The organism is Taibaiella chishuiensis, assembly GCF_003014535.1.
Lineage (GTDB): Bacteria > Bacteroidota > Bacteroidia > Chitinophagales > Chitinophagaceae > Taibaiella > Taibaiella chishuiensis.
The window spans coordinates 680,295-701,633 of the sequence record NZ_PYGD01000001.1 but is presented as its reverse complement, the minus strand read 5'-3'; the positions used below and the strand labels follow the sequence as shown (position 1 = coordinate 701,633).

Below are 21,339 nucleotides of genomic sequence, written 5' to 3'. Positions count from 1 at the left end.
TTTATGCTTTTAATTCGATCAGGTCGTCGCTGTTAAAATCCTGCGCGGCCACCTGCCCGATCACCTCATCCCAGCGCATGGGCGAAATGCCCGTACCCGGTCTCTTTGTCGTTATATTCTCTTCGGTAAAGCGTTCGCCTTGTTTTATACCTGTTTTGGCTACGATGCTTTTTCTCGCGATACCGATATTCTTCATTTCAGAGGGGGAAGGCTCTTTATAACCCGAACCCGCAACGGCCGCTTCTACATTGCGGATAGCAGCGACCATATCCTTAAGGCCCTGCGGCTCCAGCGATGCTTTATGATCGGGGCCTTCCATATTCTGGTCCAGGGTAAAGTGTTTTTCGATAATGGTTGCACCCAGGGCCACTGCGGCCACAGGCACTTCGATACCCAGGGTATGATCCGAATACCCTATGGGCGTGCCGAACTCCCGCTGTATATGCAGCATGGATTTCAGGTTCACATCCTGCATGGGCGTTGGGTATTCGGTATTACAATGTAAAATGGTGATGTCGGCCAATGATGCGCCGGCAACGGTAAATACGGCTACAGCCGCTTTGATTTCCTCCAGCGTAGCCATACCCGTAGAGATAATGATCTTACGGAAAAGCGATGCAGCCTTACGCAAATAAGGCAGGTTCGTGATTTCTCCCGAAGGTATTTTTACAAAGCCAAGCCCCAGGCTGGCCAGGTAATCCAGCGAATCCAGGTCAAAGCCTGTAGAAAAGAACTGAACACCCTTTTGTTTACAATAGGCGATCAGCTTTTCATGATCTTCATGGCTCAGTTCCAGCTTTTTAAGCATCTGTAACTGGCTCTCCACGGCATTGCCGGTATTGCTGATCTGGTATTCTGCTTTTTTTGCAGACTTCGATACCAGGTTTTCGGCTTTAAAGGTTTGAAATTTTACATAGTCCACCCCGGCTTCACTGGCCGCATCTACAAGCCGGAAAGCATTTTCCAGGCTTCCGTTATGATTTACTCCGGCTTCGGCTATGATAATAGTTCTGTGCATCAGGCTATTTTTTTGGCAGGGTTGCCTGCATAGGTTCCTTGTTCCTGTATATTTTTATAAACGACTGCGCCGGCGCCTACCACGACCTGGTCGGGTACATGTACACCTTGTGCCAGCACACTGTTGCTGCCGATAAAAACGCCTTCGCCCAAATGGCAATCCCCGTTGAGGACCGCATGCGTGGCGATATGGCAATGGCTACCGGTATGGGCATCGTGTTCTATATTAGCGCCCGTATTGATAATGTTGTTCAACCCGATTACTGCGCCCGCATTTACGGTTGCATGGTGCATGATGACCGTACCCGCACCTACCGTTGCATGTTTCGACACATAAGCCGTTGGTGCGGCCAGGGTAGCGAGGGTGGCCCCGCAGGCTTTGAGCCGCTCATAGATTTTAGTCCGCAGCACACTGCTCCTGATCTGGCCAAGTGTTATGATAAAAGTGTGCCCGGCAGCAGCCAGGCTTTCTATATCCTCATCTGTACCGGTAACGGGATATCCCAGTAGGGTTTTGCCTTTATTTTCCGGCACATCCAGTATACCCGCTACTTCATATACGCCGCCCGCTTCGATAATATCGATTACCGATTTGCAGTGACCGCCTCCGCCAATGAGTATAATGCGTTTACCGGCCATTAATCCTTGTTGTTTTTGAGTGGCAGCCTTACGCTGCTCGGTATATTTACCAGCCTGTCGGCCAGCCAGATACTGTTTTCGAGGCTATCGTGCTGGTAATGGCGGAACATCGGCAGCCGGTTCATCAGTTCCCATACCGGCCTTGTCATTACGCCATTGCCGTTGCTGTATTCCAGGAAAGCATTTCTCTGTTCCAGGTCATCCAGCAGGATGGCATTGAGCCAGTAGTTCGCTTTTGTACCCGGGGTCTCTACCACAAAAGACATGCCAATACCTGCAAAGAAAGTCTTATAGTTTTCGGCAAGCTCCCGTTTATTGTCGAGGAAAGCAGGCAGTTGCTCCAATTGTGCACAGGCCAGGGCCGCATTGAGGTTGGGCATACGGTAGTTATAACCGATATCGTCGTGCACAAACTCCCAGCGATGCGGTACTTTGGCCTGGGTAGTCAGGTGTTTGGCTTTTTTGGCCAGGGCATCGTCGTCGGTAACCAGGGCTCCGCCACCGCCACAGGTAACAGTTTTGTTGCCGTTAAAACTGAAGGTGCCTACTCTGCCCGTGGTGCCGGTATGTTTGTCGCCGATATAACTTCCCAGCGATTCTGCCGCATCTTCGATCAGGACAATGTTCCATTGGGCACAGAGGGCTGCAATCTCCCCGATACGCAGGGGAAAGCCGAAGGTATGCATGGGTATACAGGCCGCGATCTTTTTGCCGGTAGTTTTATTATAGGTAAAGCCATCCGCACGTTTTTCCGCATACTGCTCCAGGAATGCGGCAAGCGCAACCGGCGACATGCCCATCGTATCCCGGTCCACATCGATAAATACAGATTGAGCGCCGATATAACTTATGGCATTGGCCGTTGCGATAAAGGTGAGCGCCTGGGTAAGCACCTCGTCGCCGGCTGCAACACCGCAAACGATCATGGCCATATGCAGGGCATTGGTACCATTTACGATAGCAATTGCGTGTTTAGCGCCGGTTATCTCCGCCATCATCTCTTCAAACCTGTTCACATAAGCCCCTACAGACGATACGAAGGTAGAGTCGATGGTATCGAGCAGGTATTTCTTTTCATTACCGATAAAATGCGGCGCATGCAATGGGATAAAATCCTGCCCGGGAAATTGCTCTTTAATAAAACCGGTGACCGCTTCGAAGCTCTGTTCCATTTTAAATATTGTATATGTCCGCTTTGTATTGTTTCAGGTTTTCTTTCTGGCGGAACCATTCGATGGTTTCGGCCAGGCCTTCCTGCAGCGTATATTTCAACTGCCAGTTGGTATTTTCTTTAATTTTCTGGTTAGAGCCGAACAAGCGGAACACTTCCGATTTTTCGGGGCGCATCCTCTGCTCTTCCGCTATGATCCTGGCTTCCGGGTTGATCTGGCGGATCAGTTCTGCTGCCAGCTCGCCCACTGCTATTTCAGACTGGGTGGCGATATTACAATCGTGCCCGATCAGCTTTTCGCTTTTGGCGATTTCCACAAAACCATTCACCGTATCTTTTACAAACAGCAAATCGCGTGTAGGTGTGATATCGCCCAGCTTGATTTCCGTTTTCCCGTTGAGCAATTGGGTAATAATGGTGGGAATAACCGCCCTGGCCGACTGCCGCGGGCCATAGGTATTGAATGGCCTTACGATAGTAAGCGGCAGGTCAAAACTCCGGTAGAAGGAATCGGCAATACAGTCGGCGCCTATTTTAGATGCAGAATAAGGCGATTGCGGCTGCCTTGGATGCAGTTCGTCTATGGGTACATATTGTGCAGTACCGTATACCTCGGAGGTAGAGGTAACCAGTACCCTTTCGATATCCAGGTTCTTGGCGGCCTGTACAATGTTAAGCGTGCCTTTCACATTGGTATCGATATAAGAATCGGGCGAGTGGTAACTGAATGGGATCGCGATCAAAGCTGCCAGGTGGAATACAACATCCACACCTTTCATTGCCGTAGCCACACCATTCGGATCCCTGATATCGCCGGTAAAGACTTCTATCTGTTTTAATTTTTCAGCTGGCAGGCTATCCAGCCAGCCCCAGCTGTTGAAGGAGTTGTAATAGCAAAAAGCTTTTACCTGGCAGCCTTCGTCCAGTAAGCGTTCTACAAGGTGACTGCCGATAAATCCGTCGGCCCCGGTTACTAATACTTTTTTATTTTCCAGGTTCATTGCTAAATAGGATTTTTCTTATGCTGCCGGTTTGTCCTGCGCTTTAAGCGCAGCCTCAGTCATGATTATTTTGTAATACCGCATGGCAACCAATGTGCCGATAACCAAAAATGCGGAGATCAGGATGCCCAATGCCAGGCCCTTTACCAGGCCTATGGTTATAATATTAAGCGGCAGGCTCGGACTGTCTACCACCTGGATCAGCGGTGTGGCTTTAGCCAGGGAAACCTTACTCAGTTCCAGGTTTTGCATCAACTGGGTATAGATCGTCGACGACACCTGGACGTCGATCTGCTTCTTTTGGGGTTCTACCCGTAATACCGAATGCATCGGGTTGGGATTGGGGGTATAATCCACCGCCGATGCTGTCTGGTAGATAGAAGCATCCATTTGGTTACGGAAGCTATCGGCTTTAGCCTGCAGTACAGCAAGCTCTTCCCGGGCCTTTTTTGTTTTGGTTTCGATATAAAACTTATTAACCGTAGCAACCAGGGTTTCGGTAAATGCTTTGGAAAAGAGCTCATCCTTCGAGGTGAACGAAACACTTACAATGTTCTGCGTCTTTTTGGTTTCGGATACCTGCAGATACTTGGCGCCGCTTACGGTACCAACGCAGGCTCCTACCAGGGTGCTTTGCACCAGGTTGAGCGAGTCGTAGTTTACACCCGGTACAAACTTGATGTTGGCAAATTCAGGATATTTCTTAAACGTAGTCTTGAGGATCTTACTTTCTTCCATAAACCAGTCGATCAGCAAACGGTTCTTGCCCTTACCGTCTTTAACCGCGGTGAACAAGGTGTTCTCGATCATACGCCTCGTGGTATACAGCCATACGATATTTTTGACATCGTTAAAAAGGTCGGCGGTCTTATCGCCCATACCCACAAGCGAAGCCAGGCCTCCTGCAGAACCGCCGCCGTTATTGCCCAGATCCAGTACAAACGTACAGTTGGCCTGGTACTTTATGGTAGCGTTCTTGCTGTAGAAAAAGCCGCATATGGCCCCGATGATGATTACCGGTAAAATGATGAACCATTTCCTCAGAAGGTAGGCCAGCCAGTCCTTCAGGTTAAGGATCAGCTCCTTCATGGTCATTTCCTTCTCTCCCGGAGGTAAGGTTGCATTAACTAAACTCTGCTTCACGTTAGTTATTTTAGTTTTAATATTCTGTTGTCGGCACTGCTAGGCAATCAGGTTAAGCAGGTAGGCGCCATAACCACTTTTCTTCAAAGGTTCGGCCAGTTCGGCCAGCCTTTCTTTATCGATAAAACCCATACGGTAGGCAATCTCTTCGGGACAGCCTATTTTTAAACCCTGCCTGTTTTCGATAACCTGTACAAACTGGCTCGCCTGCATCAGCGAATCGTGGGTACCGGTGTCCAGCCATGCCGTACCGCGGCTCAGCACGCCTACTTTGAGCCGGCCCTGCTCGAGGTAAACACGGTTTACATCTGTTATTTCATACTCGCCACGGGCCGATGGTTTAATGTTTTTAGCAATCTCCACTACCGAGTTGTCGTAGAAATAAAGGCCCGGAACTGCATAGTGCGACTTGGGTTGTACCGGCTTCTCTTCGATGGATATAGCCTGTAAGTTATCGTCGAACTCGACTACGCCGTAACGCTCGGGATCGCTTACCTGGTAAGCATAGATCACACCGCCTTCCGGATCGTTATTGGCTTGCAGCAGTTTAGCGAGGCCGCTGCCGTAGAAAATGTTATCGCCTAATACCAGGGCTACCTTATCGTCGCCTATAAAGTCGGCGCCTAAAACAAAAGCCTGTGCGAGGCCGTTGGGCACTTCCTGTACCACGTATTCGAATACGCAGCCCCATTGGCTGCCGTCGCCCAGCAGGCGTTTGAACCCGGATTGGTCTTCCGGTGTCGTAATAATGAGAATTTCCTTGATGCCGGCCATCATCAGCACTGAGAGCGGATAATAGATCATCGGCTTATCATATATAGGCATCAGCTGCTTGCTGATCGCCATGGTAATGGGGTACAACCGTGTTCCAGAGCCTCCGGCTAAAACGATTCCTTTCATTGGGATAAGAGTAATAGGATAATTATCTGGGTTTATTCGGGATTGAATTCGGAAAAAGGCCGCAGCAGCGCATCCTTTTCGGATATCACCTCTTTACCGGCAGGAATCTGCCAGTCGATCTTTAACGTCGGGTCATTGTATTGTACACCACCTTCTGCTTCCTTATTATAACCATTATCGCATTTGTAAGCAAACACAGCCGTTTCGCTAAGCACCGAAAAGCCATGACCAAAGCCCCTGGGAACGTACAGTTGCCTGTTGTTCTCCGCACTCAGCTCTACCGCCACCCATTCGCCGTAGGTAGGCGACCCCGGTCTCAGATCCACAGCCACATCCAGCACTTTACCTTCCAGCACGCGTACCAGCTTGGCCTGTGCATGTTCGCCCTTCTGCAGGTGCAGGCCGCGGATCACACCATAGGACGAGGCCGATTGGTTGTCCTGTACGAAATGGCCGTTATGACCGGTGGCAGCTTCGAATTTCTGCTCATTAAAGCTTTCGAAAAAATAGCCCCTGTTGTCCTTAAAAATCTGCGGCTCTATAATAAAGCAGCCTTTAAGCTTGGTTTCCTGTACTTGCATAATAAAGCCTGCGGGCCAGACCTGGATCTGTTCCCGGAAAATAATTTAAGTATATTGTTGTTTGTAATAATTCTGGTAATCGCCGCTGGTCACATTTTCCAGCCATTCTTCATTATCCAGGTACCATGCTACCGTTTTTTCCAGGCCTTCTTCAAACTGTAGACTTGGCACCCAGCCCAGTTCCTGTTGCAGTTTGGCAGAGTCGATGGCGTAACGCAGGTCGTGCCCGGCGCGATCGGTAACAAACGTAATGAGCTTAGCCGATTCGCCTTCTGCCCGGTTCAGCTTCCCGTCCATGATGCGGCAAAGCAATTGGATCAGGTCTATGTTTTTCCATTCGTTATGCCCGCCGATATTGTAGGTGGTACCTGCCGCAGCTTTGTGGAATATAACATCGATAGCGCGGGCATGGTCTTCCACCCAAAGCCAGTCCCTTACATTCTCGCCCTTGCCATATACCGGTACGGGTTTGTTGTTTTTGATATTGTTGATCGCAAGGGGGATCAGCTTTTCCGGGAAATGGAAAGAACCGTAGTTATTGGAACAGTTGGATATAACCGTATCCAGGCCATAGGTATCGTGATAGGCGCGTACAAAATGGTCGGAGCTCGCCTTCGATGCGGAATAGGGACTATGCGGATCGTAAGCCGTTGCTTCTGTAAACATGCCGCTCTCCCCCAATGCGCCATACACCTCGTCGGTAGAGACATGGTAAAAACGGTGGGTATCATATGCGCCTTTCCATTGCTTGCGGGCCGCGTTCAGCAGGTTTACGGTGCCTACTACATTGGTCATTACAAATTCTGTAGGATTCGTAATCGAACGGTCAACATGCGATTCGGCGGCAAGATGAATTACGGCATCCGGCCGGAAATCGGCAAACAACTGGTCGATAAACCCGCTATCTACAATATCGCCTTTTACAAAGGTGTAGTTCGCACGCTGATCGATATCTTTCAGGTTGGCGAGGTTACCGGCATAGGTGAGTTTATCCAGGTTTATGATCCGGTATTCGGGGTAGTTAAGTACAAAGCGTCTTACTACATGCGAACCGATAAAGCCCGCACCTCCCGTAATAACTATCGTTTTTTTAAAGTCCATTTTTAAAAATTACAACTATTTTATAGCCGAAGGTTCAAAATCTGTAATATCCGCCACGGGCCTGTATATAATCTGCAACTATAGCCTTCCATCAACCAGGCTGCGGTCGATAAAGGCCTTTACATCATAAATTATTGCTCCGCCTGATTTGAAACGGTCAAAATCAAGACCGGCGAATTGCGTGTGCGCTACTGCCAGTACAACCGCGTCGTACCTGGCATCTGCTGCAATTTCCGGCAGCAAAGATACATTATATTCTTTTTGTACTATATCGGGTGCGGCCCAGGGATCGTATACGTACACCGATGCCCCCTGGGCGTCGAGATGCCTCAGCAGGTCGATTACCCGTGAATTACGGGTGTCCGGGCAGTTTTCCTTAAAAGTAAAGCCCAATATTAAAATATGCGCTCCTGCCGTGGTTTTACCCCTGCCTTCCAGCAGCCGGGTAACCTTATCGGCAACAAAAGCACCCATCTCTTCATTTACCTTGCGCCCGGAGAGGATAACCTCCGGCACATAACCCAGCGCTTCTGCTTTATGTACCAGGTAGTAAGGATCTACACCGATGCAATGGCCGCCTACCAGGCCTGGTTTGTATTTAAGAAAGTTCCATTTAGTTCCGGCAGCTTCAAGCACGTCGTGGGTATCGATACCAATGCGATCGAAAATAAGCGCCAGTTCATTGACGAAGGAAATATTGAGATCGCGCTGTGCATTTTCGATAGCCTTGGCCGCTTCGGCCACTTTTATACTGGGCGCCCTGTGCGTGCCTGCTGTAATGATCGACCGGTACAGGTCGTCTACGGCAAGCGCTACCTCGGGTGTCGATCCCGAGGTTACTTTAATGATCCGGGTAAGGGTATTGATCTTATCTCCGGTATTGATACGCTCCGGCGAATAACCACAAAAGAAGTCGATATTATAACGCAGCCCGGAAACCTGCTCCAGCACCGGCACACAATCCTCTTCGGTACAACCGGGATACACCGTAGATTCGAAGATAACCACAGCTCCCGGACGCATAACACGGCCTACAAGTGCGGTAGCTTCCAATAAGGCATTAAGATCGGGTTGCTTCTGTTCGTTGATCGGTGTGGGTACAGTTACAATATACACCGAAGCGCCTTCCAGCGCATCGGGCGAAGCTGTAACCTGTAGTCCTATACCGGGAGATTGCCTGAGCACGGATTCCAGGACAGGGCCCGGTATCTCGCCCGTGCTGTCGATAAAAGACGCCAGACCGGCAATTCTTTTTTCGCTGATATCAAAGCCCTTAACCTCGTATTGCTTTGCAAATTCCACCGCGAGGGGCAGGCCTACATAACCCAAACCAATAACCGCTATGGAATTAAACTGCATCATACAAGTGTTATAAAAGGAAATCGGTTGCGGAAGCCCTGTTACTATTTATTGTTATTGGCTACCGTAATAATACCAAAGATAACGGCAGCGAGGGAGGCCATGCTGGTGCCAAGGCCGATCCACATCTGCGCGGTATTTGCAGCTTTCTCTCTTTGTTTTCTTTTCGGGATAAAGATCTCGGCTCCCGGCTCGATATTGGGATAGTTCCTGAAGAACAGGAAATGCCGGGTGCCCTTAATGCTCCCGTTGGCGTATACTACATAGGATTTACGCTTGAACGCATCTTCCGTAAAACCGCCACTGTTGAGCACGTATTCGTTAAGCCCCTGGTTGGGCGTGTACATGGTAGTGATGGGAGAAAACACTTCACCACTGATCTTCACCGTTTGCAGCACCCGTGGTACATTGATCACGTCGCCGTTAAGCAGGATCGCATCCTTTCTTCCTTTCGGGTGCTGTATGATATATTCGAGGTCGATGCCTACGAAGTTGTTCCGCTTTGTAGGGTTCTCCAGGTTGGCGTCTACCGCACCTTTTGTCGCCTCTGTTTGTTTCTGGCGGAACTGTGCCAGCTTCAGATCTCTTTTTTCCGCATCGCTCTGCGTTTCGATCACATCGCCCCGCTTCAGCGACGCGCCTTTAAGATAGGCATAGGCCGTAAACCCGTTTGCCCGCTTAATGAGGTCGGAAATGCGCTCGTCCTTGCTGATCATTGCATACGAACCCGGCATCATTACTTCACCTTCTATGGTAACGATCTGCGGCGTTACAAAACCCGGCAGCGAATAAACAGAAACTACGTCATAGGGCTGCAGTTTGAATTTGGATTCGGCAAGGGTAAGCTTCGGATCGATAGTGATGTTAAAAATCTCGGCCAGCTTTGCATCTTTTGCACGACGGTCGCTGTCTTTTACGCGACGGGCTATTTCCACGCGCTTCATATCGGCGCCATCGGCAAAACCACCGGCGCGCAGGATCAGGTCCTCAACCGTAATATTTTCGTCGTATGGGAAGCTACCCGGGCGACGTACGCTACCGGCGATCGTCACCTTATAGGTTTCCCTCAGGTCGAAAATAGAAGGGATCGTGATAATATCTTCCCGCTTCAGGGCGATATCTTCGGCGGTGCCGTCTACCACACCTTTTACATTAAAGGGAATCACCTCGGTAGTATTGTCGCCTTTCAGACGCGTAATATAACCGCGGTCGGGATAAGCATCTTCTTTAAGCCCATCTGCTCTTTTGATCAGTTCAGAAAGGGTAAGACCCGCCTGCAGTTCAAACTGGCCCGGACGGAATACGGAGCCATTCAGGGTTACCCGGTTTTCGAAGCGGTCCAGGATCGGCTCTACCGTATAGTGGTCGCCTTTGAGGGGTACATAACTGTCGAATTCGGAAGCGTTGATATCTTTTACACGTTTGCCCTTATCGGTAAGCTGCAGCGCTTTAACGCTTGCCGTATAAGCTTTGTCGTTAAAACCGCCACTGAACAGGAGCACATCTTTCAGCGATTCGCCGGGCATTACCTCGTAAAGGGCCGGGCGCTTTACTTCGCCCTCGAGCGCTACGCGCACGCGGTAAGGCGGTACATTAATGATATCGTCGTCTTCCAGCAGGATATCGCCGCTTTTATCTCCCCTCAGGATATAGTCGTAAATATCGACCCTGCGGATCAGGCTGTTGTGCCGGTAGAGTTCTATGGAGCGTAACGACCCGATACTGTTAGGGCCGCCCGATTCGTACAAGGCATTAAGCAGGGTGGAAAGCGAAGAGATATTGATCGGGCCGGGGCGTTTTACTTCACCGTTTATATTTACCCTTATGGTCCTGATATTGCTCAGGCTGATGTTTACGTCTGTTCCGTTACCGATGGCATAGCTATTGGCCCTCAGGCGATCTTTGATCATCTGCGTAGCATTCTCGATCGTTTTGCCACCAACAAAAACATTGCCCATACCCGGCAACAGGATGCTGCCTTCGGCATTAACTTCGAGGTTCCAGTTTACGACAGAGTTACCAAATACATTGATCTGCAGTTTATCGCCGGGACCTACAATATAGTTTTGAGGTGTGGGACGGTTGGTATTCGGCGCGAAGTTGGAGGTCGCATTTTCAAAGTACTCGGAGCCAAATATACGCAGCCCCATGTCTTTGGCCACCGGCTTTTCGAAAGCCAGTTCTTTCTTACCGTTAATGGTTTTAGCAGCTTCTTTGTTTTCAAAATCCAGCGACCCTTCCTTCAGCGAGGACATGCGGCCTTTGAATTTTGTCACTTCTTCCGAAGCCATTCCGCGGTCGATCAGGATCTTCTCCACATCCTCCTGCTTTTGACCGGAAGCCAGGATCTGGTCCCGGATAGCCATAATCTGCACATCCGACAATTCGTCTACTTTGATATTGGAAAGATTTTGCCGATCTATATTCTGGGCATGAAGAACAGGAGGAATCGCTAAAAATAACGCAAAACAAAAAATGCGAACCAGGTTAAAAAAGTATTTCTTACTCATCTATTACTACGAATTGTGGATGCTTAACAGGATTGGTCAGCAGACCTGGATTTGGTGATAAAAATTCTGGTATGTAAAAAAATTCAATATTGTGCGCAAAACTACTATTCTTTTTCTACTATTTGAGCCAGTGTGCCAAAAATCGTGCCATTATTAAATAAAAAATAACCACAAACAGGCCTAGCTTTCAGCACGATGAGGATTTACACAACGCCACCCACACCAATACAGAAATAGTTGAAGCCTAAGCCTTCCAGTTCCTTGGCATTATAGATATTCCTGCCATCGAATATAAGCGGCGTCTTCATCAACTCCTTCACTCTTTCCCAGTCGGGCAGCCTGAATTCCCGCCACTCCGTAAGCAGCAGCAATGCATCGGCGCCTTCTAATGCCTTGTATTCATCTTCAGCATAGGTAATATCGTGTGGTATATAACGCGGCGCCTCTTTAATAGCGATAGGATCGTAGGCCTGTACCTTTACGCCCGCTTTTACCAGCGCATCGACCACCAATATGGAAGGCGCCTCGCGCATATCGTCAGTTTGCGGTTTAAACGAAAGGCCCCATATCGCGATGGTCTTCCCGGCCAGGTCCCCGCCGAAGTGTTTTTCCAACTTATGGAAAAGAACGAGTTTCTGGCGGTTGTTTACCTCTTCTACCACTTCTAGTATCCGCAGGGCATGTCCGTGTTGTTCGCCGGTATTCATCAGCGCCTTTACATCCTTGGGGAAACAGGCCCCGCCATAACCGATCCCAGCGTACAGGAATTTATTACCGATACGGGGGTCCGACCCGATACCCGTACGCACCTGGTTAATGTCGGCGCCGACCCGCTCGCAGAGGTTGGCGATATCGTTCATAAAACTGATACGGGTAGCCAGCATCGCGTTGGCGGCATATTTGGTCATCTCGGCCGAAGGGATATCCATAAAAATAATCCGGAAACCGTTCAGCAAAAATGGCTTGTACAATTGCTCCAGGGCTTTGCGCGCCTGTTCGCTTTCCACCCCGATCACGATCCGGTCGGGACTCATAAAATCATTGATAGCCGCGCCCTCTTTCAGAAATTCCGGGTTGGATGCCACATCAAAAGGTACCTGGCGGCCTTCGCGCGCCATAGCCTTGCCGATCGCCTCTTTTACCCTTACCGACGAACCTACCGGCACGGTGCTCTTGGTAACCACCACCGCATATTGCTCCAGGTGGGTGCCGATCTGGTCGGCCACGGCCAGCACATACTGCAGGTCGGCGCTGCCATCTTCACCTTCGGGCGTACCCACAGCGATAAAAATAATGTCGGCGTCGGTAATATGTTCGGCTATAGAAGTCGAAAACTTCAGGCGGCCCTTCTGGGCATTCTGGTGTACGATCTCTTCGAGCCCGGGCTCATATATAGGCAGGATACCCTCGTTAAGGTTATCTATTTTTTTCCGGTCAATATCAATACAGGTCACATCAATACCCACATCGCTCAGACAAGCTCCGGTAACCAGGCCTACATAGCCGGTACCTACAACTATTATTTTCATTTATTTATTTTTATACATCATGAAGGCCCCGGCCTGCAGCTGCCCCCCGTATACCTTTTCGTCTTCTTTCGTAAAAGTAAAGCGCTACATAACAGACCACATAGACCGCTGTGATTAAAATTAAGGCTAAAGTATTATTATAAAAGATGATTGCAAAGCAGGAAACGACGATCTGTGCCGGCAACAGGAACAGTACCGGCAGGTAAGCCTTACCCCGGCTATGGTTGCGGTACAGCAACTGGTGCATATGGTAGTCGTCGGAGGTAAACGGTGATATATGGTCGTAGAAAAGCTTGCGGAACGTCGAAAAGGCAACCTCCCACAAAGGGTATACCGTAAGGGCAACCACCAGGAAAGGCGACACCTCGGTACGGTGCCGCTGCACCACGATGATACCGATAGCAGCCAGCATAAAGCCGAGCAGGTAGGCCCCGCCGTCACCCAGGAATATCTTGCCTGCAGGAAAATTATAGATCAGGAACGCCAGGATCGATGCGCCAACGATGGCCGTAACATACACTACCGATTTGTCGTTGAGCTGTACGCCGATGATCATCATAGCCAGCAGGCTTATCAGCACCGTGCCTGAGGCCAGGCCGTTCTGACCATCGGTAAAGTTAACCCCGTTTACCAGCGCTACCATCAGCACGGCGCTGGCAACGATGCCCAGTATGCCAGCAGCCGGTGTAAAAAACCATTGGGAAAGTATGCTGTCGGGCAGCATTACGATTGCCATTACCGGCGAGAGGAACATGATAGCCAGGCGTTGCTCCGGGCTTACCTTGCCGGAATAGTCTTCGAGAAAACCGGCTATAAAAGCGGGAATTGCCGCCAGCATCAGGTAGCCGCCGGTGGCCTGGTCGTTGAGCATAAACATGGAGGCCAGGAAAATACCCAGTCCGCCTATCCTTGGTGTAGGATGGTCATGCACTTTTTGTACTTTATCGTGCTCATCCAGGAAGATACCACGCTGGTGGGTCAAATGAATGACCAGGTAATGAATTAACAGAGATAAGGCAAAGGCAATAAAAATGTATAGATATTCTGCTACATCCAGCATAATAATTTAAGGGTTATCGTCTTCCTAACGAAAGGAAAGACATTTTAGTATGCAGCGAACAAAAAGTATTTTAACTGTCGAACCTGTTACTCTGGTGGCTTAGCACAGGTGTTTTATGCCTTTAGCTATGCGCGGGCTGGTGCAGCATATCCAGGAAGTCGGCGGCGGCCGCTTCCATTTTGTTCACATTACGATTGATCTGTGCATTAAGATAATTATGGGCTACATAGGCAATAAGACCGATAATAAGGCCCACAGCCGATGTTACCATTTTGGTATAGATACCCCCGGCCATACTTTTAATATCGAAACCCTGGTGCTGGATATTGAAGAACAGGATAACCATACCCGCGATCGTACCCAGGAAGCCCAGCATAGGGGCAATGCCTGCTATGGTCGACAATACGCTCAGGTTTTTCTCCATCTGGTATACTTCCAGCTTGCCGGTGTTCTCCATCGACTTTTCGATATGGTCTACCGGCTTACCGATACGGCTTATGCCTTTACTGATCATACGCGGAATGGCAGCATCGTAGCTTTTGCAAAGCGACTGGGCGCCGGGAATACTGCCCTCGGTTATCTTTTCGCGGATACGCAGCATAAAATCGTTCGGCGTCTTACCCGCTTTACGGATCGCCAGCAGGCGTTCGATAAAGATGTATACCGCCACGATACTACAAAGCAACAGGGGGATCATCAGCACGCCGCCTTCTTTCAACAGGTACCAGAGCGACAGTTGTTCGGGCGCAGCCGGCGGAGCAGCCTGTGTAAGTTGGTGTATCGTATCAGCCACGGGAGCTTGTAGGAAAAGGATCAGAGACATCAGGGGTAACAAGTTTAAATTTAATGGGCAAATATACAAAAGCCTATATAAAAACCCCGCGGGTATAATACCGCGGGGTTTTTCGCTTTTTACAGGGCCCGTATCAGCAGGAGGCTAAATGCCCTGTTCTACGGTACAGGCCTGGTCTTCATCGCCCGGAGCAACTCTTGCTTTATCGGCTGATAAGGCAAAAACCGGCTTCCGGCCTGAAATTTTAACTTAGTTATATTACCCGATGCTCACCAGCTCGATGTCAAAGATCAGGTCTTTGCCGGCCAGCGGATGATTGGCATCCAATACTACGGTTTCCTCTTTTACTTCGGAGATCACTACCGGGAACTGGTTACCCTGGTTGTCGCTGAGGTGCAGTTGCGCGCCTACTACGGGCTCCATTTCAGGTGGGAAATCTGTTTTAGGGAATTCGATAAAGTTTTCGGGTGCAGCCGGACCATATGCTTCTTCTACAGGGATGTTCACGGTTTTCTTATCGCCGACTTTCATGTCGATCAGCGCATCGTCAAATCCTTTAATTACTTGTCCTTCGCCTACGGTAAATTGCAGTGGAGCGCGGCCTTCGGAGCTATCAAAAGTAGTTCCGTCTGTTAATTTTCCATGGTAATGTACGTTTACGGTATCGCCCGCTTTTACTGTTGACATAAAATCCTGTTTTTGTGGAATTAAAAATTAAAATAGTTTGCAAGATATTCCTATTTGACCAAACGGGCAAATATATCCCTGCGGATGCCGCGGTTATATTATTGTAAAATGTATAATAACAGGGCCTTACGGTTGGATGATAATCTTTTGATAATATTTTACCGGGTCAGTCGGCGATAACCCGGCAATACCGGTTCTGCTGTTTTCGCAATGATAAACGGCGTAGCTAACCATGATCAGAAAACAATATAAAAACAGCCAGCGTTTGTACCGGTATCATCCCGTCTGTACAGGAAGACGCCGCTTGTCTTATGCGCAACCGATGTGCAAAATGCCTATTTTTGCCCCATGCCAAAAATATCTGACCGCGGGGTGCAGATGCCACCCTCCCCCATCCGCAAATTGACGCCCTATGCCGATAAGGCCAGGAAAAAAGGGCTTAAAGTATATCACCTCAACATCGGTCAGCCCGATATCGAAACGCCGCCCAGCATTATACAGGCGGTACACGATGCCAATGTAAAAGTGCTGGAATATAGCCCCAGCCAGGGTTTCGAAAGCTACCGCCAGAAGCTGGCCGGGTATTACGGCAGCCGCAACATTACCGTAAACGCCGACGAAATTATCGTGACCACCGGCGGTTCGGAAGCTATTCTCTTCGCGCTGATGAGCTGTCTCAACCCGGGCGACGAAGTCATTATCCCAGAGCCTTTCTATGCTAACTACAACGGTTTTGCCGTTTCTGCAGCAATCAAGGTAGTACCGATCAATTCCTCTATCGAAGATAATTTTGCCCTGCCGCCTATCGAAGCCTTCGAAAAAGCGGTAACACCAAAGACCAAGGCCATCCTGATCTGCAACCCCAACAACCCTACCGGTTACCTGTACAGCCAGGCCGAACTGGAGGTGTTGCGTGATATCTGCGTAAAGCACGACCTGTTCCTGTTCAGCGACGAAGCCTACCGCGAGTTCTGCTACGACGGCCAGACGCATATCTCGGCACTGCAGCTCGAAGGGCTGGAACAGCATGCTATCCTGATGGATACCATCTCTAAACGCTACAGCGCCTGCGGCGCCCGTATCGGGGCCCTGGTTACGCACAATAAAGAGGTACTGAACGCCGCGCTTAAATTTGCACAGGCCCGCCTTTCTCCACCCACCTTCGAACAGATACTGGGCGAAGCCGCCTGCGACCTGCCCGATAACTACTTCGATGCCGTACTGGCCGAGTATGCCTCGCGCAGGGACCTGCTGGTAAAACGCCTGCAGGCTATGGACGGCGTTACCTGTCCTAACCCGGGCGGCGCTTTCTATGCGATGGCCAAACTGCCGGTAAAAAGCAGCGAAGACTTTTGCCAGTGGCTGCTGGAATCGTTCGAGCACGAAGGCGCCACGGTTATGATGGCGCCGGCGAGCGGCTTCTATGCCACACCGGGCCTGGGCCAGGACGAAGTACGGCTTGCCTATGTACTGAACGACGAAGCAATCGATAAGGCGATGGACTGCCTCGAAGCGGCACTCAAAGCTTATCCCAATAAATAAGAACTGTTAACCGGTCCCGCAGCATGGCTGCGGGACTTTTTTTATCAGCCTATGGCGACGAAAAGCTGTGCATGGCCGGCTGGCGATCCGCTCATGATCCGCTACCACGACGAAGAATGGGGCGAACCGGCACACGACGATCGCAAATTGTTCGAATTCCTGGTGCTCGATGCCTTCCAGGCGGGGCTGAGCTGGCGTACCATACTGTACCGCCGGGAAGCCTTCCGCAAGGCCTTTGCCGGTTTCGACGCCCGCAAGGTGGCGCGCTTCGACCAGGACCGTATCGCTGCACTGATGGCCGATGAGGGCATTATCCGCAACGGGCTGAAGATAAAGGCAGCCGTAATCAATGCACAGGCCTTCCTGGCCGTACAAAAGGAATTTGGCTCCTTCGACCGTTATATCTGGCAGTTTACCGGTGGCAAAACCCTGCAAACCCGCTGCCGCACTACAGACGATATACGGGCCACGAGCCCCGAATCGGATGCCATGAGCGCCGACCTGAAAAAGCGGGGATTTAAATTTGTAGGCAGCACCATTTGTTATGCTTTTATGCAGGCTGCCGGTATGATCAATGACCACCTGGTGTCTTGTTTCCGGCACAGGCAGGTGGGGCGGTCCTGAACACCCGGCCGCTTTATCTTTCCGTTGCTTCCGGCAACAAAGCTTTGTTTTACGGTTGCAGCTTGGTAAATTTGTGGATTTTAAAGAAACAGGCATCTTTATTATAACATTCACAACCCGTAGGGTCGCGATGTTAATTTCTTGTTACAGAATAAGTTATTCGTTTTTTCCTTTTTCAAATTACTTGTATTATTGCAATATGGCGCTTCGCACATACTTTTTTTCCGGAATTGCAGCCTTGGGCCTGGGCTTTTTTATGATTTCCTGCAACAACGGGAAAGCGATAAAAGAAGAACCCGCAGAGACCACGCAGAAGGGCAATATCAGCATCACCGTAGATGAAAGTTTCAAGCCGGTGATCGAGCAGGAACTGAAGGTTTTCGATTCCTCGTTTCCCGATGCGACCATACGGGTGCAATACAAACCCGAAAACCAGTGTATCGAAGATCTTTTTAAAGACAGCGCCCGCCTCATCCTGACCACCCGCGACCTGAGTACGCAGGAAAAGGAAACCATGAAGAGTAATGGCATAAAAATAAAATCGCTGCCTGTAGCCATGGATGCGATCGCGGTGATCGTTCATCCCAATTCGCCCGACAGCCTGATGACCCTGGGCCAGTTGCGCACGGTATTACAGGGTACTTTTTCGAGGCCGTATACCATCGTTTTCGACAACCAGCAATCCGGTACGGTAAGATATATGATGGACTCATTAATCCCCGGCCAGAAATTATCGTCTAAATCCTACGCGGTAAAAGACAATGCATCGGTTATCAAATATGTAACGGAGAACGAGAACAGCCTGGGTATTGTAGGCGTAAGCCACGTTTACGATCCGGAAGACAGCGACATCAACGGCGTAGGCAAGTTCCGGAAAGGCATACGCGTGGTTTCACTTATGGACGACTCTACCGGCAAGTTCTACGAACCTTACCAGGCCTATATTGCCTTAAAGAAATACCCGCTGAGACGGTCGCTCTATTTTGTAAGCAGGGAATCCTGGCAGGGATTAGGCACCGGCTTTATTAATTTCCTGTGCAGCGAGCCGGGACAATTAATTTTCAGTAAAGCGCGTTTGGTACCTTTAAGGGTGCAGTTACGTATCCGTGAAGCGGAAATAAAACCTTAGACCCCATTTTTTACCCCATAAATTTTATTTTTTATACATTAAAACTACACCACAATAAATTAAAGTAAAAAATGAAACGATTAATTGCAATAGCAGTGGCTACGTCCCTGGCTTTTCATGTAGGTGCGCAGTCTGTGCAAGAGGGTGAAAAAATGATCAATTATGGTCGTTTTGAAAGTGCAAAAAAAGCATTGGAATCCATAGCCGGTAAAGAAGACCAGGCCAACTACCTGTTAGGACTGTCCGAACTGGGCATGGAGAACAAAGATGCCGCCCGCCAGATTTTTTCGAAAAATCCGGAAAACTTCTACAACCAGGCCGGTATGGCCCGCGTCCTTTTTGCAGAAGGTAAAAAAGACGAAGCCGCAAAACAATTGCTGGCTATCGTAGATAAAGCGAAAAAGAAAGAATGGGAAAAATATAAAGTAGCTGCCGACGCCATTACCTACAGCAACGGCGGCAACATCCAGGATGCGATTACCTGGTACCAGAAAGCGCTTGAGATCAACCCCGGCGAAGCCAATACCCTGATCGGCCTGGGCGACGCTTACCTTAAAGCAAGGGACGGTGGTAATGCCATGTCCAGCTACGAAAAAGCAGTAGAGAAAGGAACCAACAACTCCCTGGCCTACTCTAAGATCGGTTCGCTGTGGTATGCTGCGCACAAATACGAGGATGCGCTGAAAAACTATAACCTCGCCAAAGACCAGGATCCTTCTAACCCGCTGCCTTACAAAGAGCTGGCTAACGCATACTACCGCGCCGGTAAATATGATAACGCCCTGACCAACAGCGAAAAATTCCTTTCCCTGTCTGATAAGTCTATCGACGACCAGATTACTTATGCCAACCTGTTGTTCCTGTCTAAAAAATACCCCGAAGCCCAGGCAAAAATCCAGGAGCTGATCGGTAAAGGTGTGGATAAACCTTACCTGTACCGCCTGATCGGTTACAGTGCTTACGAGACTAAAGACTACGAAAAAGCACGTACCAATATGCAGCAGTTTTTCAACAAGCAGAAAGATGCCAGCAAGATCATAGGCGACGACTATATCTACTACGGTAAGATTATGGGCGCCATGGCCGGTATCGATACGCCACATGCTAAAATGTACAACGACAGCGCCGATTACTACTTTAACCAGGTAACCGTTGTTGATCCTACAGCCAATAAAGCGACCCTGTTCCGCCAGATCGCCGAAGGTTATAGAGAAACCAAGGAGTATGCCAAAGCCGGCGAATGGTTTGGTAAAACCGTAGCTGCCGATACCGCCGCAACCAACCTGGATTACTTTAACTGGGGCCTGTACCTGTACTATGGTAAAAAATACCAGGAAGCGGCCAGCGCTTTTGCTGCTATGAAAACCAAATTCCCGGATGAGGCCATTACCCCGTACTGGCAGGGTCGTACAGCGGCGGCTATCGACCAGGACGCTAAAACAGGTATCGGCGTGCCTTTCTACAAAGAGTGGCTGGCTTCGCCTAAAGAGCATAAAGATGCCGACCTGATGAATGCTTACCAGTACCTGGGTTACTACTATTACAATACCAATAATGAGAAAGAAGCGATGGAGTGGATCAACAAAGTACTGGAAAAAGAACCCGGTAACGAGTTTGCTAACCAGGTAAAAGACTACTATGCAAAATCCAAAGCCAAAGCGGCACCCGCTAAAGGCAAAGGCGGCAAGTAATCGCTATAAATTCATTTATACCCTTAAAACCCCTGCAGCCAGACCTGCAGGGGTTTTCGATTAAATAAAGTTTACCGTATGCAGGTTAAAAACTAATTTTGCGGCAACAATCGAAATCAATAATGAAGCAAGCTTACGCACTGGTAACAGGAGGCTCGAGGGGCATAGGCAGGGCCATATGCATCAAGCTGGCCACGATGGGCTATCCTGTAATTATCAATTATAAGGGCAATAAAGCTGCCGCCGAAGAAACGGCCAGGCTGGTAGAAGCACAGGGGCAAGCCGCAGTTGTACTGGGCTTTAACGTGGCCGACCGGGAAGAGATACAGCAAACCCTGGGTAAATGGCAGGCCGATAACAGCGATAAAGTGATCGCCGTACTGGTTAATAATGCCGGCGTACGCCAGGATGCCTTACTGGCCTTTATGAGCGATGAACAGTGGGACCAGGTGTTGGATACCAGCCTGCAGGGTATGTATAATGTAACCAAACAGGTAATGAACCCGATGCTGATGAACCGCTCGGGCCGTATTATCAATATCGTTTCGCTGAGCGGCTTAAAAGGTATGCCCGGCCAGTTTAACTACTCCGCGGCCAAAGCCGGTATGATCGGCGCTACCAAAGCGCTGGCGCAGGAAGTGGCCAAACGCAATATCACGGTGAATGCTATTGCACCGGGCTTCGTTAAAACCGATATGACCGAAGAGCTGAATGAGAAAGAACTGACGGCACTGATCCCGATGAAACGTTTTGGTGAAGCAGAAGAGGTGGCAGAGCTCGCCGGCTTCCTGGCCTCCGACAAGGCCGGGTATATTACGGGACAGGTGATCTCGATCAATGGCGGACTGTACACCTAGTACCC

19 protein-coding genes are annotated in these 21,339 nt (G+C 49.6%); 5 read left to right on the top strand and 14 right to left on the bottom strand.

What is annotated here, in order from left to right; genetic code table 11:
* Position 1: 1 nt before the first annotated feature.
* From neuB to B0I18_RS02900, 14 genes are all read right to left on the bottom strand, one after another.
* Positions 2-1,018 (bottom strand): N-acetylneuraminate synthase, encoded by a 1,017-nt coding sequence (gene neuB, locus B0I18_RS02965; protein ID WP_106521148.1) that lies wholly within the window; start codon positions 1,016-1,018, stop codon positions 2-4.
* Positions 1,018-1,656 carry an acetyltransferase gene (locus tag B0I18_RS02960; protein WP_106521147.1) on the bottom strand — a complete coding sequence of 213 codons (639 nt, stop codon included), beginning with the start codon at positions 1,654-1,656 and terminating at the stop codon, positions 1,018-1,020. The genes neuB and B0I18_RS02960 overlap by 1 nt, the downstream gene beginning before the upstream one ends.
* Complete coding sequence (locus B0I18_RS02955) at positions 1,656-2,828, bottom strand: LegC family aminotransferase (RefSeq protein WP_106521146.1); 1,173 nt, start codon at positions 2,826-2,828, stop codon at positions 1,656-1,658. Before B0I18_RS02955 ends, B0I18_RS02960 begins: the two co-directional genes overlap by 1 nt.
* Before the next feature lies 1 nt (position 2,829).
* A complete protein-coding gene (locus B0I18_RS02950) occupies positions 2,830-3,828 on the bottom strand; it encodes an NAD-dependent 4,6-dehydratase LegB (RefSeq protein ID WP_106521145.1) in 999 nt (332 codons plus the stop codon).
* Positions 3,829-3,846: 18 nt separating this feature from the next.
* Positions 3,847-4,971: a GumC domain-containing protein gene (locus tag B0I18_RS02945; RefSeq protein WP_146146641.1), complete on the bottom strand. Its 1,125-nt coding sequence runs from the start codon at positions 4,969-4,971 to the stop codon at positions 3,847-3,849.
* 39 nt (positions 4,972-5,010) lie between these two features.
* The gene (rfbA, locus tag B0I18_RS02940) at positions 5,011-5,871 is read right to left on the bottom strand and encodes a glucose-1-phosphate thymidylyltransferase RfbA (RefSeq protein WP_106521143.1); all 861 of its coding nucleotides are present in this window, start codon (positions 5,869-5,871) and stop codon (positions 5,011-5,013) included.
* Positions 5,872-5,903: 32 nt separating this feature from the next.
* Entirely contained in the window at positions 5,904-6,452 is a 549-nt protein-coding gene (gene rfbC, locus B0I18_RS02935; RefSeq protein WP_106521142.1) for a dTDP-4-dehydrorhamnose 3,5-epimerase, read from the bottom strand.
* 45 nt (positions 6,453-6,497) lie between these two features.
* Complete coding sequence (gene rfbB / locus B0I18_RS02930) at positions 6,498-7,553, bottom strand: dTDP-glucose 4,6-dehydratase (protein ID WP_106521141.1); 1,056 nt, start codon at positions 7,551-7,553, stop codon at positions 6,498-6,500.
* Between the two features lie 78 nt (positions 7,554-7,631).
* Positions 7,632-8,915 (bottom strand): nucleotide sugar dehydrogenase, encoded by a 1,284-nt coding sequence (locus B0I18_RS02925; RefSeq protein ID WP_106521140.1) that lies wholly within the window; start codon positions 8,913-8,915, stop codon positions 7,632-7,634.
* Between the two features lie 41 nt (positions 8,916-8,956).
* Positions 8,957-11,422, bottom strand: coding sequence for an SLBB domain-containing protein (locus tag B0I18_RS02920; RefSeq protein ID WP_106521139.1), 2,466 nt, complete (start codon positions 11,420-11,422; stop codon positions 8,957-8,959).
* A gap of 203 nt (positions 11,423-11,625) precedes the next feature.
* A complete protein-coding gene (locus B0I18_RS02915) occupies positions 11,626-12,951 on the bottom strand; it encodes a UDP-glucose dehydrogenase family protein (RefSeq protein WP_106521138.1) in 1,326 nt (441 codons plus the stop codon).
* Between the two features lie 10 nt (positions 12,952-12,961).
* On the bottom strand, positions 12,962-14,011 hold the full coding sequence (locus tag B0I18_RS02910; RefSeq protein ID WP_106521137.1) for a glycosyltransferase family 4 protein: 1,050 nt from the start codon (positions 14,009-14,011) through the stop codon (positions 12,962-12,964).
* 121 nt (positions 14,012-14,132) lie between these two features.
* On the bottom strand, positions 14,133-14,834 hold the full coding sequence (locus B0I18_RS02905; protein ID WP_106521136.1) for a MotA/TolQ/ExbB proton channel family protein: 702 nt from the start codon (positions 14,832-14,834) through the stop codon (positions 14,133-14,135).
* Between the two features lie 228 nt (positions 14,835-15,062).
* Positions 15,063-15,491: an FKBP-type peptidyl-prolyl cis-trans isomerase gene (locus B0I18_RS02900; protein ID WP_106521135.1), complete on the bottom strand. Its 429-nt coding sequence runs from the start codon at positions 15,489-15,491 to the stop codon at positions 15,063-15,065.
* 348 nt (positions 15,492-15,839) lie between these two features.
* On the opposite strand from B0I18_RS02900, the gene B0I18_RS02895 reads away from it, so the two are divergent.
* The 5 genes from B0I18_RS02895 (at position 15,840) to flxB (ending at position 21,334) form a co-directional block, all read left to right on the top strand.
* The gene (locus B0I18_RS02895) at positions 15,840-17,033 is read left to right on the top strand and encodes a pyridoxal phosphate-dependent aminotransferase (RefSeq protein WP_106521134.1); all 1,194 of its coding nucleotides are present in this window, start codon (positions 15,840-15,842) and stop codon (positions 17,031-17,033) included.
* Positions 17,034-17,084: 51 nt separating this feature from the next.
* On the top strand, positions 17,085-17,657 hold the full coding sequence (locus B0I18_RS02890; RefSeq protein ID WP_106521133.1) for a DNA-3-methyladenine glycosylase I: 573 nt from the start codon (positions 17,085-17,087) through the stop codon (positions 17,655-17,657).
* 256 nt (positions 17,658-17,913) lie between these two features.
* A complete protein-coding gene (locus B0I18_RS02885; protein WP_181358315.1) occupies positions 17,914-18,786 on the top strand; it encodes a PstS family phosphate ABC transporter substrate-binding protein in 873 nt (290 codons plus the stop codon).
* Between the two features lie 71 nt (positions 18,787-18,857).
* Complete coding sequence (locus B0I18_RS02880; protein ID WP_106521131.1) at positions 18,858-20,477, top strand: tetratricopeptide repeat protein; 1,620 nt, start codon at positions 18,858-18,860, stop codon at positions 20,475-20,477.
* Positions 20,478-20,599: 122 nt separating this feature from the next.
* Positions 20,600-21,334 carry a flexirubin biosynthesis SDR family reductase FlxB gene (gene flxB, locus B0I18_RS02875; protein WP_106521130.1) on the top strand — a complete coding sequence of 245 codons (735 nt, stop codon included), beginning with the start codon at positions 20,600-20,602 and terminating at the stop codon, positions 21,332-21,334.
* The last annotated feature ends 5 nt before the right edge of the window (positions 21,335-21,339 follow it).

Excerpts from the sequence above, each read along its gene's own strand:
- B0I18_RS02885 (WP_181358315.1), top strand. The coding sequence starts at position 17,914 with ATGATTTCCTGCAACAACGGGAAAGCGATAAAAGAAGAACCCGCAGAG.
- B0I18_RS02915 (WP_106521138.1), bottom strand. The coding sequence starts at position 12,951 with ATGAAAATAATAGTTGTAGGTACCGGCTATGTAGGCCTGGTTACCGGA.
- B0I18_RS02925 (WP_106521140.1), bottom strand. The coding sequence starts at position 8,915 with ATGATGCAGTTTAATTCCATAGCGGTTATTGGTTTGGGTTATGTAGGC.
- B0I18_RS02890 (WP_106521133.1), top strand. The coding sequence starts at position 17,085 with ATGGCGACGAAAAGCTGTGCATGGCCGGCTGGCGATCCGCTCATGATC.
- B0I18_RS02920 (WP_106521139.1), bottom strand. The coding sequence starts at position 11,422 with ATGAGTAAGAAATACTTTTTTAACCTGGTTCGCATTTTTTGTTTTGCG.
- rfbC (WP_106521142.1), bottom strand. The coding sequence starts at position 6,452 with ATGCAAGTACAGGAAACCAAGCTTAAAGGCTGCTTTATTATAGAGCCG.
- B0I18_RS02905 (WP_106521136.1), bottom strand. The coding sequence starts at position 14,834 with ATGTCTCTGATCCTTTTCCTACAAGCTCCCGTGGCTGATACGATACAC.
- flxB (WP_106521130.1), top strand. The coding sequence starts at position 20,600 with ATGAAGCAAGCTTACGCACTGGTAACAGGAGGCTCGAGGGGCATAGGC.
- B0I18_RS02955 (WP_106521146.1), bottom strand. The coding sequence starts at position 2,828 with ATGGAACAGAGCTTCGAAGCGGTCACCGGTTTTATTAAAGAGCAATTT.
- B0I18_RS02960 (WP_106521147.1), bottom strand. The coding sequence starts at position 1,656 with ATGGCCGGTAAACGCATTATACTCATTGGCGGAGGCGGTCACTGCAAA.
- B0I18_RS02950 (WP_106521145.1), bottom strand. The coding sequence starts at position 3,828 with ATGAACCTGGAAAATAAAAAAGTATTAGTAACCGGGGCCGACGGATTT.
- rfbB (WP_106521141.1), bottom strand. The coding sequence starts at position 7,553 with ATGGACTTTAAAAAAACGATAGTTATTACGGGAGGTGCGGGCTTTATC.
- B0I18_RS02900 (WP_106521135.1), bottom strand. The coding sequence starts at position 15,491 with ATGTCAACAGTAAAAGCGGGCGATACCGTAAACGTACATTACCATGGA.
- neuB (WP_106521148.1), bottom strand. The coding sequence starts at position 1,018 with ATGCACAGAACTATTATCATAGCCGAAGCCGGAGTAAATCATAACGGA.
- B0I18_RS02895 (WP_106521134.1), top strand. The coding sequence starts at position 15,840 with ATGCCAAAAATATCTGACCGCGGGGTGCAGATGCCACCCTCCCCCATC.
- B0I18_RS02910 (WP_106521137.1), bottom strand. The coding sequence starts at position 14,011 with ATGCTGGATGTAGCAGAATATCTATACATTTTTATTGCCTTTGCCTTA.
- rfbA (WP_106521143.1), bottom strand. The coding sequence starts at position 5,871 with ATGAAAGGAATCGTTTTAGCCGGAGGCTCTGGAACACGGTTGTACCCC.
- B0I18_RS02880 (WP_106521131.1), top strand. The coding sequence starts at position 18,858 with ATGAAACGATTAATTGCAATAGCAGTGGCTACGTCCCTGGCTTTTCAT.